This window comes from Pseudanabaena sp. CCNP1317 (genome assembly GCF_034931345.1).
In the GTDB taxonomy this organism is placed as follows: Bacteria; Cyanobacteriota; Cyanobacteriia; order Pseudanabaenales; family Pseudanabaenaceae; genus Pseudanabaena; species Pseudanabaena galeata.
The window spans coordinates 28768-47784 of the sequence record NZ_JAYGIF010000108.1; the positions used below are offsets into that span (position 1 = coordinate 28768).

At 42.5% G+C, this 19017-nt stretch carries 16 protein-coding genes; 15 read left to right on the forward strand and 1 reads right to left on the reverse strand.

Going from position 1 to position 19017, the window contains the following annotated elements; all coding sequences use genetic code 11:
• Positions 1 to 61: 61 nt before the first annotated feature.
• The 14 genes from VB775_RS19910 (at position 62) to VB775_RS19975 (ending at position 16451) form a co-directional block, all read left to right on the forward strand.
• Positions 62 to 2731, forward strand: coding sequence for a DUF3536 domain-containing protein (locus VB775_RS19910; protein WP_281007944.1), 2670 nt, complete (start codon positions 62 to 64; stop codon positions 2729 to 2731).
• A gap of 379 nt (positions 2732 to 3110) precedes the next feature.
• The gene (gene nadC / locus VB775_RS19915) at positions 3111 to 3980 is read left to right on the forward strand and encodes a carboxylating nicotinate-nucleotide diphosphorylase (protein WP_281007943.1); all 870 of its coding nucleotides are present in this window, start codon (positions 3111 to 3113) and stop codon (positions 3978 to 3980) included.
• Between the two features lie 94 nt (positions 3981 to 4074).
• On the forward strand, positions 4075 to 4941 hold the full coding sequence (locus VB775_RS19920) for a bile acid:sodium symporter family protein (protein WP_281007942.1): 867 nt from the start codon (positions 4075 to 4077) through the stop codon (positions 4939 to 4941).
• Between the two features lie 116 nt (positions 4942 to 5057).
• Positions 5058 to 5570 (forward strand): DUF29 domain-containing protein, encoded by a 513-nt coding sequence (locus VB775_RS19925; protein WP_281007941.1) that lies wholly within the window; start codon positions 5058 to 5060, stop codon positions 5568 to 5570.
• Positions 5567 to 5869: a DUF433 domain-containing protein gene (locus VB775_RS19930; RefSeq protein WP_281007940.1), complete on the forward strand. Its 303-nt coding sequence runs from the start codon at positions 5567 to 5569 to the stop codon at positions 5867 to 5869. Before VB775_RS19925 ends, VB775_RS19930 begins: the two co-directional genes overlap by 4 nt.
• Positions 5866 to 6237, forward strand: a complete 372-nt coding sequence (locus VB775_RS19935) for a DUF5615 family PIN-like protein (RefSeq protein WP_281007939.1) — start codon at positions 5866 to 5868, stop codon at positions 6235 to 6237. Before VB775_RS19930 ends, VB775_RS19935 begins: the two co-directional genes overlap by 4 nt.
• Positions 6238 to 6239: 2 nt before the next feature.
• Entirely contained in the window at positions 6240 to 7841 is a 1602-nt protein-coding gene (locus VB775_RS19940; protein WP_281007938.1) for an Hsp70 family protein, read from the forward strand.
• A 440-nt stretch (positions 7842 to 8281) separates the two neighbouring features.
• A complete protein-coding gene (locus tag VB775_RS19945) occupies positions 8282 to 10771 on the forward strand; it encodes an ATP-dependent Clp protease ATP-binding subunit (RefSeq protein WP_281007937.1) in 2490 nt (829 codons plus the stop codon).
• A 90-nt stretch (positions 10772 to 10861) separates the two neighbouring features.
• On the forward strand, positions 10862 to 11950 hold the full coding sequence (gene minC / locus VB775_RS19950; RefSeq protein ID WP_281007936.1) for a septum site-determining protein MinC: 1089 nt from the start codon (positions 10862 to 10864) through the stop codon (positions 11948 to 11950).
• A 2-nt stretch (positions 11951 to 11952) separates the two neighbouring features.
• Positions 11953 to 12756 carry a septum site-determining protein MinD gene (gene minD / locus VB775_RS19955; RefSeq protein WP_094536334.1) on the forward strand — a complete coding sequence of 268 codons (804 nt, stop codon included), beginning with the start codon at positions 11953 to 11955 and terminating at the stop codon, positions 12754 to 12756.
• Between the two features lie 8 nt (positions 12757 to 12764).
• Positions 12765 to 13556 carry a cell division topological specificity factor MinE gene (gene minE / locus VB775_RS19960; protein WP_281007935.1) on the forward strand — a complete coding sequence of 264 codons (792 nt, stop codon included), beginning with the start codon at positions 12765 to 12767 and terminating at the stop codon, positions 13554 to 13556.
• The gene (locus VB775_RS19965) at positions 13553 to 15016 is read left to right on the forward strand and encodes an MBOAT family O-acyltransferase (RefSeq protein WP_281007934.1); all 1464 of its coding nucleotides are present in this window, start codon (positions 13553 to 13555) and stop codon (positions 15014 to 15016) included. Before minE ends, VB775_RS19965 begins: the two co-directional genes overlap by 4 nt.
• 175 nt (positions 15017 to 15191) lie before the next feature.
• Entirely contained in the window at positions 15192 to 16265 is a 1074-nt protein-coding gene (locus VB775_RS19970; protein ID WP_323216916.1) for an alginate O-acetyltransferase AlgX-related protein, read from the forward strand.
• A 51-nt stretch (positions 16266 to 16316) separates the two neighbouring features.
• Positions 16317 to 16451 carry a hypothetical protein gene (locus tag VB775_RS19975; RefSeq protein ID WP_281007932.1) on the forward strand — a complete coding sequence of 45 codons (135 nt, stop codon included), beginning with the start codon at positions 16317 to 16319 and terminating at the stop codon, positions 16449 to 16451.
• A gap of 9 nt (positions 16452 to 16460) precedes the next feature.
• Here VB775_RS19975 and VB775_RS19980 read toward each other — a convergent pair whose 3' ends face one another.
• Positions 16461 to 17651, reverse strand: a complete 1191-nt coding sequence (locus tag VB775_RS19980; RefSeq protein WP_281007931.1) for a protein phosphatase 2C domain-containing protein — start codon at positions 17649 to 17651, stop codon at positions 16461 to 16463.
• Positions 17652 to 17725: 74 nt separating this feature from the next.
• Between VB775_RS19980 and fbp the strand changes: the two genes are divergently transcribed.
• Positions 17726 to 18754, forward strand: coding sequence for a class 1 fructose-bisphosphatase (gene fbp, locus VB775_RS19985; protein ID WP_281007930.1), 1029 nt, complete (start codon positions 17726 to 17728; stop codon positions 18752 to 18754).
• Positions 18755 to 19017: the final 263 nt, after the last annotated feature.

The following is a 19017-nucleotide window of genomic DNA, read 5'->3' on the forward strand; positions in this document are numbered from 1 at the left end:
GAACCACCGAGAAAATCTGCCAAGATGTAATAAATGTCGTTTGCTTTAAGGGAAGATTTGCGTGACTGTTGCTGTTTCTGTTTCTTCGCCTAATGTCCAGATTCCGACCGATTCGGGAATTTATATTACGATCCACGGTCACTTTTATCAGCCTCCGCGTGAAAATCCTTACCTGAATGCGATCGAGCGGCAAGAAAGCGCGGCTCCTTTTCATGACTGGAATGCACGGATTCACCATGAATGTTATCGACCCAATGCCTTCTCACGGATCGAGCGTTATGACGGCAAGATCGTGAAGATTGTCAATAACTATGAGTACATGAGTTTCAACATGGGGCCAACTTTGCTCTCATGGATGGAATTTCACGATCGCGATACCTATCAAGCCATTTTAGATGCCGATAAACGCAGTGCCGATCGCCTTAATGGTCATGGTAATGCGATCGCCCAAGTGTACAACCACATCATCATGCCCTTGGCAAATTGGCGAGACAAATTGACGCAGATTCGGTGGGGCAAGGAAGATTTCAAGGCAAGGTTTGGGCGCGAAACTGAAGGGATGTGGCTTGCCGAAACTGCCGTTGACTATGAGACCCTTGAAGCTTTGGTTTTAGAAGGGATCAAATTTATCATTCTTGCACCATCACAGGCTCAGCGATGTCGTCCAATGCCCACCAAAGACAATCCCAATCCTGCATGGGAAGAGGTGGGTGGAGCGCAGATTGATCCCAATCGTCCCTATCGTTGCTATTTACGTCGCCATAATACCAATAGCAGTAATGTGTCGGAACTGGGGCAGTTCCATTTACCTGCGGATACGGATGCTTATATCGATGTGTTCTTCTATGATGGCCCCATTTCTCGCGATATGGGATTTGGCGATCTTCTAGGAAGTTCTCATAATTTTGCTAAGCGTCTTAGTCAAGCAGTGCGTGGGGATCATCGTCCACATCAGCTTGTTTCTGTGGCAACCGATGGGGAAACCTTTGGACATCATAAACACTTTACAGAAAAAACTCTTTCCTATGCCTTCGTCGAAGAATTTCCTAGACGTGGCTGGAATGTTACTAATTACGCTCATTATTTGAGTCTGTTTCCACCACAATGGGAAGCAGAACTAAAATCCGTAACCGCTTGGAGTTGCGCCCACGGTGTCGATCGCTGGCAAGGCGGTTGTGCCTGTGGCGGTGAAGGTACAAACTATCAACTACTATGGCGGCGACCACTCAGGGATAGTCTCAACTGGTTGCGCGATCGTATGGCAGCCGTATATGTGGATATCGGGCGCAAATATTTTAATGATCCTTGGGAAGCCCGCGATCGCTATATTGATGTGCTGAAATATTCATTACGCGATGGACTTGCTGAGCATTCACCCGTGTTAGAGAAGTTTTTTGAGGAGCAATGTGGCAATAAAGTATCGACATCGGCTCAAAAAATCGATGCTCTACGATTGCTAGAAATGCAGCGTCATGCATTACTCATGTTTACCAGTTGCGGTTGGTTCTTTGAAGAATTGTCTCGTCCTGAAACTGTACAGATTTTACGCTATGCCGCTAGGGCGATCGAACTAGCCGCCGATGTTGCAGGTGTCTTGCTTGAGGATGAATTTATTCATCGCATGGCAAAAGCACCCAGTAATCTGCCTGAATTTAAGGATGGCGAAGGTGTATTTCGGCATCAAGTGGCGACTAATCGGATTACCCTAGCTCAAGTGGCGGCTCAATATGCCCTGAGTTCAACTTTTGGCAATTATGCGCGATCGCAGCAAATTTATTGCTATCAAATCCAACAGCAGGATTATCAACTGCAACGAATTGGCTCCATGTCCCTAGCGATCGGGCAAATTCAACTAGTCTCTGGAATTACCCAAGAATCTGTAAATTATATTTTTGCAGTGCTGCACCTCGGTGGTGATGACTTCCATTGCTGCATCCAACCCTTTACAGGAAGGCGCGAATATGAGGAGATCAAGGCAACCTTGTTTAAGGTTCTCAAACAAGCGAATACGGCGGCGGTAATTCTGGCGATGGCTAGTAACTTCAGTGGCGAGCAGTTTAATCTGCATCATCTCTTTGCAGAGGAGCGTCATCGGATTTTGCGAATGCTTGCTGACGAGACTCTAACCAGACTCGATCAACTATATGAGCAAGTTTATCGCGACAACTATGGAATTCTGATCTCCTTCCGTCGAGATGATTTACCAGTACCGCGTGAACTGCAAGTCGCTGCGGATATTGTCTTGAATAATCGTCTTACAGAGGAACTCAAACGCTTAGAAACAGGTGTATCCCTTCCAAATGTGGGATTAGATGCCGTCGCGATCGAGGCAATCAATTTGGGCTGTAAGTTTACCCATGAGGAAGATGCCAAAATTCTTGAAAATTATATTTTGAGACAAATTCAGCAACTTTCTCAACTTCAAGATATTGACGAAAAGTCACTCTTTAACTATCTCAATCAGATTGAGCAGTCCTTAGTGATTAGCGATCGCCTAAATCTCAAGCTAAATCTCAATCTCTCTCAAGAGGCTTTTCTCAACTATCTATCATCACGGATTGCTCCTAAATGTGTGCTTGCTAGACAGATTCTCGATTTGGAATCTGTCCAGAAGCAACCAATTCACATTGAGGTAAATCTTTGTGAAAGCATTTCTAATTTGGAGCTACATCAGTTAATTGATACCGCCAGCAAATTAGGAATTGCCACTGAAGCTTGGCTTCATGACTAACTGATGTTACGTGGAAGTTTCTAAGACCCTCACCCCTAGCCCCTCTCCCGCAGGAGAGGGGAACAAGAAAAAATATGGGTTTTGCTCCCCTTCTCCTGCGGGAGAAGGGGTTGGGGGATGAGGGTTCCACGTAACATCAGTGACTAAGTAACCATTTAAGAATTGTCTAGATCCCCCCCAGCCCCCCTTAAAAAGGGGGGAGAATTAAATTCTTCCCCCTTTTTAAGGGGGATTGAGGGGGATCTCTTAGAGCTTTTGACCTCAGAAAGTAATTCTTGAATATGTTCTAAATCATACTTTCTAAACTTTAGTAGCCTTTCATAAATAGTTTCTACAAGTTTAGGAACCTTTTCTCAATCATTTAACAAATATCTAGATAATGCTCCCTCCTTTTATTGTTTTAGATCCGATCCTCGAAGACTGGTTGCGTGAAGATATTGGACGTGGCGATCGCAGTACCAGTGGTTTATTCCCCGATGGTCAGTCGCCCCTTGGCAAAGCAGTATGGATTGCGAAGGCTGATGGTGTGATTGCAGGGTTACCAATTGCCGCCAGAGTATTTCAATTGTTGGAGCAATCAGTAAATTTTGTGGCGATCGCGCAGGATGGTAAGCCTGTAAAATCTGGTGACTTGATTGCGGAAATTAATGGGAGCCTTGCCACATTGCTAATGGGTGAACGAGTTGCTTTAAATCTAGTCATGCGATTATCGGGAATTGCGAGTGCGACTGCGGAATATGTCAAGGCAATTTCTGGTACGAAAGCTCGTCTAGTCGATACTCGTAAAACCATTCCTGGGATGAGATTATTAGAAAAATATGCCACATTTATCGGTGGAGCCATCAATCATCGCTATGGTTTAGATGATGCGGTGATGCTTAAGGATAATCACATTGCGGCGGCGGGAGGTATCACCGAAGCAGTGCAGCGTGTGCGTGGGAACATTCCATTTACAACATCAATTGAAGTGGAAACTGAGTCAATTAATCAAGTCAAAGAAGCAATGCAGCTAAATTTAGATGTGATTATGCTGGACAATATGCCATTGTCGATGATGAGCGAGGCGATCGCTTTAATTCGTCAGCATAGTCCCCAATCTAAAACCGAAGCTTCGGGAAATATTACCCTTGATACGATCGCTCAGGTTGCAGAGCTAGGCGTAGATTATATTTCCACTTCGGCAATGGTGACGCGATCGCATTGGCTCGATATTAGTATGCGAATTAGCTCCTACAGCGCTTTGCGCTAATGTAAAACCCAGAAAGGCTCTTGAAAGCAGTACGATGTGCTGCTTTCAAGAGCCTTTCTGGACTAATCAAAGCCTCAAGAGGCTGTAACAAATTATGCAAGAAAGTATTTTTACAACTTTAATCTTACCCATTGCTTTAGCCTTAATCATGCTAGGGATGGGGCTATCGCTAAAGTTTGAGGATTTCCAACGGATCACCAAATATCCTAAGGCTGTGGCTGTGGGATTATTTAGTCAAATCGTTTTGTTACCAATCATCGGCTTTGTAATTACCAAAATTGTGTCAATGCCGCCAGCGATCGCAGTAGGTCTGATGATCATTGCTATTTCTCCTGGTGGTGTGTCATCAAACATGATTACTTACCTCGCAGGTGGAGATGTTGCACTATCAGTAACACTGACAGTATTTAGTAGCATTATCACCATCGTGACAATTCCACTATTAGCGAATCTAGCCTTGAACCACTTTATGAGTCAGAGTGCGTCTATCGCCTTGCCAATTGGAACGACAATGGGACAGATCTTTTTAATCACAATTATTCCCATTGTGATAGGAATGTATATACAGTATAAGTTTCCTGAACTTTCCCGTAGCTTAGAGAAAGTTACTAGTCGCCTAGCGATCGGCTTTCTCGCTTTAATTATTCTGATTCTAGTTATCCGCGAATGGAGTCGTTTACCTGAGTTTATTTTGCAGGCGGGAGTAGGGGTGGTTTTGCTAAATTTGTTCTCAATGGCAGCAGGTTTTGCAATCAGTAAACTACTGAAGCTCAGTCCACCACAGCAAATTTGTGTAGCGATCGAAGTTGGTATTCAAAATGGAACTTTAGCGATCGCGATTACGGCAGGAATGTTGGGTAATCAAGATATGGCAATTCCTGCGGCGATTTATAGTCTGTTCATGTATATGACTGGATTTGGGGCAATTCTCTATGGCAAGAGCTTATCGAAAACTGCTTGAGTTCAAAACCCCAAATACAAGTAGCGGCGCTACTTGTATTTTGATAGAGTGCGTTGCACTCTATCAAATGCCTTAGGATTGATATACTAGGAATATTATCTACAGGAATGCAAGCTATGAGCGTTACATTCACCAATGAAGTCTTACAAACATTACCCTCAGACAATGAGGATATCTATAATCGTGACTACTGTTTGTGGGTTGAGTTGATGATGCAGCTTTTGCAAGAAGGTAAATTAACGCAACTAGATATTCCTCATCTAATAGAAGAACTTGATGATATGAGTGGGAGTCAAAGAGATGCCCTTGAAAGTAATTTAGAAATAATCTTGATGCATCTATTAAAATATTGCTTCCAGCCACAGTTGCGATCGCGTAGTTGGCTATTAACTATTTTTGAACATCGCAATCGCTTAAAAAAAGCTTTCAAGCGTAGTCCTAGTCTATACCGCTATTATCAAGAAGTATTTCCAGAATGTTATCAAACCGCAAGAAAGTTTGCTTCACTCGAAACGGGTTTACTAATGTCTGATTTTCCTGAAACTAGCCCTTTTACACCAGAACAGGTTATAGATATAGACTATTTTCCCTTAGAATTAAGCAAAGGAGCAGAGAGTCCAAAATTATGACATTAACTATTGTTGATATTGGTACACTTATTGTTTGCTCTCCTGATATTTGTGGCAATCGCCCTCGTATTGCAAGAACTCGTATGACTGTTGGGCGGATAGCAACTTTGTGGCAACAGGGTTTGAATGCAGAACAAATTCAGGATGAGTATCCCCATTTGAAATTAGAGCAAATTTATGCGGCTCTGGCTTACTATCATGCAAATAAAGCAGAGATTGATGCATCTTTAGCTAAAGATTTGATGGATTACGAAAACTATCGAAAAGTCTTTTCTCAAAAGCAAGAGGTTGATGCGTGACCAAAATCAGGCTTTATATGGATGAAGACATGATGGCTCATTCTTTGGTTAATGCTTTGCGAAGTCGTGGAATTGATGTCACTACTGTCTTGGAAGAAAACCGTGAGGGATTTAGCGATGAGGCTCAACTTAGATGGGCAACTCATGAAAGTCGCACAATTTGCACTGCTAATATTGCTGATTTCGTGCAGTTGCATATTCAGTTTATGGAGACAAATGAAGTCCATTCAGGAATTATTCTGATTACCCAACAGCAGTATTCTATAGGTGATTATTTGAGGGGTTTGATGAAAATCATATCTTCTAGAAGAGCTGAAGATATGGTTAATCAAATTCAATTTCTTGGAGACTATTTGAGAAACTTATAATTATGGAATATGCGATTGATTTTGGAACGAGTAATACTGTTGTTGCGAGAATTAATGAGAATGGAGAGATTGAAACTGTCAAGTTAGATGCTTATAGTAGTTTTATTACCGACAATCCACCATTAATTCCTAGTTTTGTATATGTACAGGATGCTGTCAAAGAGCAGGTGTTAATTGGTCAGGAAGTCAGCGATCGCGGTTTAGACAACAAAAGCATCAAAGGTGAGCCGCGATTTTATAAAGCTTTTAAACGAGCGATCGGCTCTAATGTGTCGATGTTTGTGCCAGAAATTGATGGGCGCGAAGTGGAATTTGAACTAGTGGGAGAATGGTTCTTAAAACACATCATTGATCGCCTGCCTGATATGAACTCACTGATTTTTACGGTTCCTGTCGATAGCTTTGAGTCCTATCGAAACTGGTTAGGCAAAGTTTGCGAAAAGTTAACCGTTGATCAAGTACGAATCCTTGATGAACCAACGGCTGCGGCTTTGGGCTATGGGCTTAATGATGGTGGTGAAACTCTATTAGTAGTGGATTTTGGTGGTGGAACTTTAGATTTATCCTTAGTGAAATTATCATCAGGACAGGCTCAAACGGCGGTCAATCAACCTAAATCACCTCTAGGATTTTTGTTGAAATGGGGCGATCGCACGATCAAAAATACATCTACATCCAATAATCAAAGTTCACAAACAGCAAAGGTTTTCGCAAAAATAGGTCAAAATCTCGGCGGGATTGATATCGATAACTGGATTGTTGATTATTTCCATAAAGAGCTAGGATTACCCAAAAATTCTATCGTAACGCGCTTAGCTGAACGCATTAAAATCTCTCTTTCGAGCAATGAATCAGTAACGGAAGTTTATTTTAACGATCAAACTTTTGAATCCTATGAATTGACATTAACGCGATCGCAGTTAAATCAAATTCTCGAACACCAGAATTTTTTTGCTAATCTCGATCAAGCTCTTGATCGCATTCGACAGCAAGCAACACGCCAAAATATTGACCTAGACAAGGTTGATGCAGTTCTCCTTGTAGGTGGCACATCCCAAATCCCATCGGTGAAAGAATGGGCGTTAAAACATTTCCCATCGGAAAAAGTAAAAGCCAATAAACCATTTGAGGCGATCGCCCATGGAGCAGTTTCCCAAGGCTGGGAATTGCAGGACTTTCTCTATCACAGTTATGGTGTGCGCTATTGGGATAAAAGATACAAAAAACATAACTGGCATACTATTGTTAAATCTGGCACGACCTATCCCTTAGAAAAGCCAGTAGAACTTACTCTCGGCGCGTCGATTGCCGATCAGCCTAGCATTGAGCTAGTCATTGGTGAGTTAGGCGAAACCAATGTGGAAGTGTATTTTGAAGATGAGAGGCTAGTAACCCGTGTCTTAGATGGTAAACAAGTTGCTGTGCAGATTCTTAATGAAAACAGCAAAGCGATCGCTCAACTCGATCCACTTGGTCAAACGGGTAGCGATCGCCTTAAAGTCCTCTTTCAGGTAGATGAAAAGCGAACACTGCGAATTTCCGTGCAAGACTTGTTAATAAAGCAGAAACTTTTAGATGATGTGGCTGTGGTTCAACTCGTATGAACTTTATGATGCAGCGCTTTATGCTCAAACCCCAAATGCTGGGTCGTTCGTATAGCAGAAGGCAACCCAGAATTTTGGGGCTTGTTGATCACTGGATCTACATTAAATAACGTGAGTTAGATATAGCCATTTGCGTTGTGCGAAGCACGCCGCAAATGGCGAAAAATGGTAAGAATCGCTTAGCGATTCTTACCATTTTTCGCTTTCGTCGAACTGACGTTAAATACACCTTTCTATAGCAAAGTGCCTTTTTAATAAGTGACACAAGCAACAAAAAATGAAAAAAGTTGGGTTAAATAGCCCGTAATAAAGTAAAAACTATCCCTAAGACATAGCTTTAAGTTTTGGTTAAAAGGAGTGAGATCCGTACACACAGAATGCTGTTAAGGCTGTGCTAGTATTAACTTTAACCAGAACGCAGCAAAGTATGGGGAAACGCCATGTTTGAACGCTTTACAGAAAAAGCAATTAAAGTCATCATGCTGGCTCAAGAGGAAGCTCGCCGCCTCGGTCATAACTTTGTCGGCACAGAGCAAATCCTATTGGGTCTAATCGGAGAAGGAACTGGCGTTGCCGCCAAAGTACTTAAGTCCATGGGTGTAAACCTCAAAGATGCACGCATCGAGGTTGAGAAAATCATCGGACGCGGCTCTGGTTTTGTCGCAGTTGAAATACCTTTCACGCCTCGCGCCAAAAGAGTCCTAGAGTTGTCCTTAGAAGAAGCCCGCCAGTTGGGACACAACTATATTGGTACTGAGCATTTATTGCTAGGACTAATTCGCGAAGGCGAAGGTGTTGCCGCTAGAGTTTTAGAAAATCTCGGTGTGGATCTCTCTAAGGTTCGCACACAAGTAATCAGAATGCTCGGTGAGACTGCCGAAGTATCCGCAGGCGGCGGTAGCGGTGGACGCACCAAAACGCCTACCCTTGACGAATTTGGCTCGAATCTGACTCAACTAGCCCAAGATGGCAAGCTTGATCCTGTTGTCGGTCGTGAAAAAGAAATTGAGCGCGTGATTCAGATCCTCGGTCGCCGCACCAAAAACAATCCAGTCCTAATTGGTGAACCAGGTGTTGGTAAAACCGCGATCGCTGAAGGTTTAGCGCAACGCATTTCCAATAGTGACATCCCTGACATTTTGCAAGAAAAGCGGGTTGTTACGCTTGATATCGGCTTACTAGTTGCGGGGACGAAATACCGTGGTGAATTTGAGGAACGCCTCAAAAAGATCATGGAGGAAATCCGTACCGCAGGCAATGTGATCTTGGTCATTGATGAAGTTCATACCCTGATCGGCGCTGGCGCTGCTGAAGGTGCGATCGATGCCGCCAATATTCTTAAGCCAGCCCTTGCCCGTGGCGAATTGCAATGCATCGGTGCTACTACCCTTGATGAGTACCGCAAGCACATTGAACGTGATGCAGCCTTAGAGCGGCGCTTCCAACCTGTGATGGTTGGTGAACCTAGTGTCGAAGAAACCATCGAAATCTTGATCGGTTTACGTCAACGCTATGAAGAACACCATAAGCTGAAGATTGATGATGAAGCCCTCGTTGCTGCCGCGAAGTTATCCGATCGCTATATCAGCGATCGCTTCTTACCCGACAAAGCGATCGACTTGATCGATGAAGCTGGTTCGCGTGTACGTCTGATTAACTCACAGTTGCCTCCTGCTGCCAAAGAACTCGATAAGGAATTGCGACAAACCCTTAAAGATAAAGATGATGCAGTTCGTAAGCAAGACTTTGATAAGGCTGCGGAATTGCGTGACAAGGAAATCGATCTTAAACAACAAATTCGCGCTCTCAGCCAAACCAAAAAGGCAGAAACTCCAGCCGAAGATGTACCTGAAATTCATGTAACTGAAGAGGACATCGCCTACATCGTCAGTTCTTGGACTGGTGTACCTGTCCTTAAGATTACCGAATCCGAGTCCGTCAAGCTGATGCAGATGGAAGAAACCCTGCATAGCCGCGTAATCGGTCAGGATGAAGCAGTTAAAGCCATTTCCCGCGCCATCCGTCGCGCCCGTGTGGGTCTGAAGAGTCCTAACCGTCCGATCGCCAGCTTTATTTTCTCAGGGCCTACAGGTGTTGGTAAAACTGAGTTAACCAAAGCACTCGCCGCTTACTTCTTCGGTTCTGAAGATGCGATGATTCGTCTGGACATGTCGGAATACATGGAGCGTCACACCGTATCTAAGCTGATCGGTTCACCTCCTGGCTATGTCGGCTACAACGAAGGTGGTCAGCTTACCGAAGCTGTCCGTCGTCGCCCTTACACCGTCGTCCTATTCGACGAAATCGAGAAAGCTCACCCCGATGTCTTTAACTTGCTATTGCAAGTGCTTGAAGATGGGCGCTTGACTGACTCTAAGGGTCGCACCGTTGATTTCAAGAACACCTTGCTGATCATGACCTCTAACGTTGGTTCAAAGGTTATTGAAAAAGGTGGCGGTGGACTTGGCTTTGATTTCGCAGCTAGTCAAGAAGATGCGCTTTATACCCGCATTCGATCGCTAGTTAACGAAGAGCTCAAGCAATACTTCCGTCCAGAGTTCCTCAACCGTCTTGATGAAATCATTGTCTTCCGTCAGTTGACTAAACCCGAAGTCAAGGAGATCGCCGATCTCATGCTCAACGAGTTCTTCAGACGGATGCTCGATAAGCATATCGTGCTTACGGTGACCGAGCGCTTCAAGGATTTGCTTGTTCAAGAAGGATATAACCCTAGCTACGGTGCGCGTCCACTGCGTCGGGCAATCATGCGCTTACTCGAAGATTCTCTTGCTGAAGAGATCTTGACGGGTAAAGTCCGTGAAGGTGCATCGGTGCAAGTAGATGTCGATGACGATGGCAAAGTTAAAGTGATCGAACAAGAAGCTCTGAGCGGCTCTGAAAATAATCTTCAGTTGCTGCCATCAGCTTAATTAGATAAATGCAAGCCCTACGCTCAGCGCAGGGCTTGCATTTATTTGGATGTAGGTAACTTGCATAGCGCTAAATTTAAAACAAGCTTCATGAATGCCAACCAGCGTAATATTGCCGTGAAATCTAATCCTCTGCCTCCAACAAAATTACAGTCGGGTGCAGGGGATTTGTCATCTGCGGAGATGCCTGAAGTCATTATCGTGGCTGAGCAGAATGAGGAGTATGCTGGGAATATTCCCGCTCCTCTGACGATCGCAGATGTTGAGGGTGGTGAACTGAAACCAATTACGACTTCACTTACCAAAAAAACTCAGCCCGCTCCAGAACCTGATCCTGAAATCTCGCAAGTTCGTTTTAAAACCCTTGATGGCAAGCTGAATCTGTTGTTACCAACTGACAAAAAGATCAAGTTGCCATTCAATAAATCAAACGATAATGGCGAAATTCCTCCGATCGGTCTGGAGAGCAATCAGTTCAATAATTCTGAGACTTCGCTGTTAACCTTGACTTGGGAAGAAATACTGTCTCAGCTAGAGCATCGCATGGCGGCGAGTGGTCATGACTGGAAGCCACGTACACAAGTATATTTGCAATCAGGCGATCGCCTATTGGACACGCGCCAACTCCAAGAAATATCCGAGGCATTGCAAAACTATCAACTTTTGCTGCATTGTATAGTCACCAATCGCCGTCAAACTGCGGTTAATGCTGCTAGTATGGGCTTCTGCGTAGAGCAAGGGACAATCTTTCGCGAGTTGTTAGGATTTAATCCAATTCCTAATGCACCGACAGATGATCCGCTATACATTAAGATGACCGTAAGATCTGGTACAGAAATTAGGCACTCTGGCAGTATTATTGTCTTCGGTGATGTCAATGCTGGTGCAGAACTAATTTCTGAAGGTGATATTATTGTGTGCGGCAAGCTCAAAGGTATGGCTCATGCAGGTGCTAAAGGCAATGCTCAAGCAGTAGTTATGGCTTTACACCTCAATGCAACCCAAGTTAGGATTGCGAGTTTTATCGCCCGTGTTGAGAGTCCGAGTACATCTTTCTGTCCAGAAGTCGCATTTGTAAGTACGCAAGGTACACCTGCGATTAAAATTGTCCAAGTTGTTGATTTTTCAGCATTCAATCATTCTTCGCTAAACTATCCCTCGCTAATCAGTAATTCGTAAACATGAGTCGCATTATCGTTGTTACCTCTGGTAAAGGTGGTGTCGGCAAGACCACATCTTCAGCAAATCTCGGCATGGCGCTCGCCAAACTAGGACGCAAAGTGGTTTTGGTGGATGCTGACTTTGGCTTACGCAATCTCGATCTTTTATTGGGATTAGAAAATCGCATTGTATATACAGCTTTAGAAGTGATTGCGCGAGAATGTAAACTCGACCAAGCCCTAGTTAAAGATAAGCGTCAGCCCAATCTGTCTTTATTAGCAGCTCCCCAAACGCGCAATAAAACTGCAATTACGGCTGCACATATGAAAGCTTTAGTTGAAGTTTTGGGGCGATATTTTGATTATGTTTTAATTGATTGTCCTGCTGGTATTGAGTCGGGATTTCAAAATGCGATCGCTGGGGCAAAAGAAGCGATCGTCGTGACAACTCCCGAAATTTCGGCGGTACGGGATGCCGATCGCGTGGTTGGTTTACTAGAAGCAAATCGAATTACGGATATTAAATTAATTTTGAACCGTATTCGCCCAGCGATGGTAAAAAACAACGACATGATGAGTGTCGAAGATGTGCTAGATATTTTGTCAGTTAAATTAATTGGCGTAATTCCTGATGACGAACAGGTGATCGTTTCTACTAATAAAGGGGAACCATTGGTGTTGTCAGATAAACCATCGCTGGCTGGCACAGCCTATGAAAATGTGGCAAAACGTCTTGAGGGAAAAAATATTGAGTTTTTACAACTCGAAGCTCCTCCTAAAGGATTTTTGGCACGTCTGTCAAGCTGGATTAGTGGGAACTCCTGAGGTTTGAGATGATTTCAACACTGCTCGATCGCCTATTTCAAAGAAGTAACGTCCCTAGCGGGGCTAAAGTCAAGCAGCGTTTGAAATTCATCCTTGCCCATGATCGCGCTGCGATCGAGCCACAGGTATTTGAAAATATGCGCCATGAGATTATGCGCGTAGTTTCTAAGTATGTAGAACTTGATGAAAATACATTAGATATTCGCTTAGAGTCTGATAAGCGGATGACAGCCTTAATAGCAAATTTACCAATCAGGATGGTGCGTGAAGAGCTACCCGATTTGGTAAGTCTTTTTGATGAGCCTACTGAAGAAGTCAATACATCAAATAATTCTGCATCCTTATCTCTAGAAATGGATCAGTCAGCTGAAGATGCCCTTGATGCGATCGCCGCTCAAGAAACCACAAAATCAACAACAGAAGATATTTCTCCTGAGAGTCTTGCGGTAATTGCAGAACGGACTATCGAAGTTACTAGCAAAATCAGAACTGCTGCAAATAAGTCACAAAATGAGGAAATCAGCGATCGCGCCATTATAGAAATAGAAGCTGATACACCCCAAAATGAAAATGTCATTACGGATATTGCTAAAAGTTCTGAGTCAGCTACTTCTGATGTTGTATTAGAAAACTCAGTTAATGATCAGCATGAAGAATTAGAAGAACTTAATGAGCAGTCAAGCGATCAGTTGGAGTTGTCTTTAGGTTTACCTGATTCTCTAGAATCTCAAGAAGTAGTAGTTGAAGAATCTCCCAAACTTTATAACCAAGAGCAAGAGTGTAAAGATCGCGAAACATGATTTTTGCATCAGCTCTGTTTCTATTTCTATTTTTGCCGCTCACCTTAGTAGGATATTTCCTGATTAGCTCAAAGTTACTGTATCTACGGAATATTTTTCTGTTGATCATGAGCTTGATCTTTTATGCATGGGGAGAACCAGTTTATGTGTTTCTCATGGCTGCTTCTATATTGCTGAACTATGGAGCAGGGTTACTACTACATTTTCAACGCCAAAAACTGCTCAAATTCCTTAACGAAAGGCAGATCCTTTTTAGCTCAATTGTGATTAATTTAGGGTTGTTATTCTATTTTAAATATGCCAATTTTTTTATTAACAATCTCAACTTAGTTCTACACAATCTTTCAATTCCAGCGATCTCCTATTCTCAAGTTCCACTACCGATTGGGATCTCCTTTTTTACGTTTCAAGCAATGTCTTATGTGATTGATGTTTATCGTCAAGAAACCGATGTGCAGTTAAATCCGATTAATTGTGGACTATACGTGAGTCTATTTCCCCAACTCATTGCGGGACCGATAGTCCGTTACCATGATGTTGCTAAGCAAATTGTGTCGCGAACTGTCACTAGACCACAATTTTCGGCAGGAATTCAGCGATTTATTTTTGGGTTAGCAAAAAAGACGATGCTTGCCAATCCATTAGGGGAAGTTGCTGACAAAATCTTTGCTGTCCCAGTCGGTGAAGTTACAACAGGTATGGCTTGGTTAGGGATTGTCTGCTATACATTGCAGGTTTATTTTGATTTCTCAGGATATTCCGACATGGCGATCGGGTTAGGGCGACTTTTTGGGTTTGAATTTCTAGAGAATTTTAATTATCCATATGCGGCTCAATCTATGCGGGATTTTTGGCGCAGATGGCATATCTCCCTCTCAACTTGGTTTCGTGATTATCTATATATTCCTTTGGGCGGCAATCGTGGCTCCGCACTGAGGACATATTTAAATTTGTGGATAGTGTTTCTACTATGTGGGCTATGGCATGGCGCGAGTTGGAATTTTGTCATTTGGGGAGCCTTGCACGGAGCCTATTTGGTAATTGAGAGAATGGGATGGCATAAATATCTCGATCGCTTGTGGCGACCACTTAGGCATTTATACACGTTATTACTGGTCATGATTGGATGGGTATTCTTTCGTTCAGAATCTGTGAGCCAAGCAATTCAATACTTGGGAAGTATGATTGGTATTACTAATGCCGATGGGGTCGAATACTTTACATCGCTCTATTTTGATCTCAAAACTCTATTCAACTTAATCATCGGCTGTATATTGGCAACACCAATAGCTATTTGGGTTGCGAAACAACTACAAGAGAGAATTATTTCTTCTCAATTTAGTCAACTTCAGCCTGCTCTGTACGGTGGGTATTATTCTCTTTTATTGAGTCTATTTCTGCTTTCCACCGCTAGTTTAGCCGCAGGAACTTATAATCCATTTATCTATTATCGCTTTTAATAGATGTTACGTGGAACGCTGAGATTGCGGCTTGGAGACCAAGCCCCTACTTTTACAAAGATGTAGGGATTTGGTATCCAAATCCTCTTTTAATTTATAAATTTCTAGACAAATTGCTTGCTCTATGCAGACAGAACATCACAGAAACAAAGTATCTCGGACATTTGACAATCTATTGATTGCAACTTTTATCATTGGTCTGTTTTTACCTTTAGTTTTAACCCATAACCGTAAAGAATCGGCTACAGAAAAACGTAAGCTTGCCGATTTTCCTAAATTAGAATGGAGTCAAAAAGCATTAACTAAATTTCCATCACAGTTTGAATTATTCTTTAATGACCATTTCGGATTACGCGATCAACTAACTCAGATTTATTCTCTTTATAGCATCCTATTGAAGAGTTCCTCTAATCCTAAAGTGTTGATTGGGTTAGAGGATTGGTTATTTTATGTTAACCCTGTGGAGGGTAATAGTCTTGAGGATTATCGGCGAAATGATCCATTGACACTAGAGGAACTTAGAGTCTGGAAAATTGGATTAGAAGAAAAACATGCATGGTTAAAGCAACAGGGTATTCCCTATCTTTTTATAGTAATTCCTGACAAATATTCTATTTATCCAGAATATATGCCTAAACATATTCGTCAAGTCGGTAAGCAAACCCGCCTCGATCAACTGATAGATTATATGAAGAATTCAGAAGTACCAGTTCTAGATTTAAGACCTGCATTGCTCCAAGCTAAGCAACAAGGACAACTATTTTATAAAACTGATACCCACTGGAATGACTTTGGCGCAGCGATCGCCCAGTATGAAATTCTCCGAGTGATCCAAAAGTTTTATCCAAATCTTACTCCCATGAATTACTCTTGGCAGAATTTTAAGTTGACAGAGTATAACTCAGGGGATATTGCCAATATGTTGAATATTTCTTACTTCCTCAAGGAAATAGTTCCTGAGTTACACAAACCATTACTCATATGTGACAAACATATTGTAGAGAAGCATCCTGAAGATCAGATAAAAGCTACCTTTTTTACGGATTGTCGCTCCAATGCACCAAAAGCATTAATTTTTAGAGATTCATTTTTTATTGCTTTGCAACCCTATATTTCTCAGCATTTTGCTAAGACCGTGTATGTTTGGGAATGGCCAGATCTCAATTTAATCAAGAAATATCAGCAATCCAATCAACCAAATATTGTGATCGAAGCCCGCGTAGAAAGACATTTAAAGTTTATTAAATAAGAAGTCGGCGCAAAGCTCCAACTTCTTACTGAAGTTACGAGGAAGGAATTCTTGCGATGGCGTAAGTCTAGGGCTGGCACGGGGGCGCAGCCCCTACAAGTCCTGAAATTTGCAGGTAGGAGCAATCCCCCTGTGGTTGCCCTGTTGCTCTATCAGCAAGAGATTCACCATCTACGTTCCACATGAAATCAATTCTTATTTAGTGTCTTCATACTTTTGGGAACTGGTACTAGGCTCACACAAAACTAGAATCGCAGTAAGGTTGTCGTGACCATTGACGTTGTTTCCTAACTCAATGAGATTATCTAAACCTGTTTGTAAATCAGTTTCCTTATTTAAAATTGGTAGTAAATGCGATCGCCAATTATCCTCGATCGCATCGTTATCACACAAACCATCGGAACATAATAAAAATAAAGTGGGTTCAGTTAATGTAAAAAACTCAATGGCAGGCTCAAGGCGATCGCTAGGATTCGGTCCAAGCGCTTGAGTAAGCTGATGAGCATCAGGTCTAGCCCTTGCGACTTCAATCTCCACACCGAGATCGATTAACTGATTGAGAACCTCATGATCGCGAGTAATTTGCTCTAATTTTGGTTCTAATTTGAGTTCCTGATGAGAATTTGTAACTTTGTAAATACGGCTATCACCAACATGGGCTATGACCAAATCTAGATCGTGAATTGCTAAAACAACCAAAGTTGTTCCCATTCGCCCCAGTGATTGCCTCTTTTCACTTTCATTTTTAGCAAAAATCTGCTGATTTGCCTTGCAGATAATTTCATTGATTTTTTTCTCGCCTGGTAAGGTATCGATCCAAAATGGACGAAACTGCTCCGTAATAGAATTAACCGCGATCGCACTCGCCACCTCGCCACCTTCATGTCCACCCATGCCATCACACAACACAAATAATCCTCGATGACTGCGATCGCTGATTTGGCTTTTTCCGTTAATGCTACGAGTTTGCAAAATGGTGACAAAATCATCCTCATTGCGATCGCGCTGCATTCCCACATCAGTTTTGCCAGCATAGGTTAGATCCTGTAAGTGCATGGTGGAAGATAAAACCATCGTCATTTCTGACTCCACATCGGCAAAGTCTTCTAAATTAAATTCTAGTGGTAATTCTTCTTCTGGAGCAAATTTCTCTGTATCGCTCACTACTTGAGAAGATGCCAAATCTTCTACCTGAATTTTGATTTCTTCTAGCACAGACTCTAAATTTAATGGTCGTGTTGGAATGGAAGAAGGTTGGATAGCAACATCTCCAAGAATATTGAAAGTCGAATCTATAGTAATTTCTACAGTAATTTTAGTGCCGCAGAATTGGCAAAATTGGTGACTATCAGGATTTACAGCTTTACAACTAGGACAGATGCTCATAATTATTCTTATGTTGGCACAATACTATAGATTTAGACAGATAATAGAGAAGAAGAACTAAGGTAATCGCACCCATGACTGATTCTACCAGACTCAATCCCGCCAATGAGATCGTCCTTGGACGTGACTTTATGACCCTTTCTCAGCATGTTCTTTCGCAATTTGGGACATTTTCGGCTGAGGCCTATGATCTGAGTGCATTGATGGGACGCATTAGTTTAGCAGGCAAAACGATCGCTCGCCATCTTAGTCGTGCAGGTTTAGTGGAAAATGTGCTTGGGGTTACAGGTGAAGTCAATGTTCAGGGTGAAGCAGTCAAAAATATGGATCACTATGCTAATCGTGTTTTTCTTCGAGCTTTTGAGCAGAGTGGCTTAGTCTGTCGGCTTGCTTCTGAAGAAATGGAGAAACCCTATTATATTCCCGAAAACTGCCCTATTGGCCGCTATACTCTGCTCTATGATCCCATTGATGGCTCTAGCAATATTGACGTAAATTTAGCGATCGGTTCTATCTTTTCGATTCGGCAACAAGAAGGGAATGATGAATCTGGAGAAGCTCTGGATTTATTACAATCGGGACGTAAACAAATTGGTGCAGGCTATATTCTCTATGGCACAAGCACAATGCTGGTTTATTCTCTAGGGAATGGGGTTCACGCATTTACCCTCGATCCTAGTATTGGAGAATTTATTCTCTTTCAAGAGAATATCCATATTCCTGCTAAGGGTTCTATTTATAGTGTTAATGAAGGAAACTTCTGGCAGTGGGAAGAGCCAATGCGCAAATATGTACGCTACATTCATCGCCAAGAAGGAAATACAGCACGTTATTCAGGAGCTTTAGTTGCGGATATTCATCGCATTCTTTTTCAAGGTGGGGTGTTTCTCTATCCCGGTACAGTTGGTCAAGCAGATGGAAAACTGCGCTTGCTTTACGAATCTGCTCCTTTAGCATTTCTAGTTGAGCAAGCAGGTGGTCGTGCGACCACAGGAACTGAAGAAATTCTTGATGTAATCCCTAAGAAATTACACAGCCGCACGCCTTTAATTATCGGTAGTTTTGAGAATGTCAAAGTGGTAGAGTCTTTTTTAAAGCCTTAACAGAAACAAATTATTATTGATTTGCGCCCAAATCCAAACTAGCAAAGGCTCTGAAAGCAACGCTAAGCAGCGCTTTCAGAACCTTTATTATGGCTCGTGTGATCGGCAATTAATGTAATAGCGATCGCTACAAAACCGCCAATTCAAGGATGAAATGCAACACCTAGAGATCTTTGCGTAAAGGGACTCATAAGGATATTCTGATATTAATCACAATAATTAGGATACCCTCATGAGCTTTGTCCATCTTACCACCACAGAAA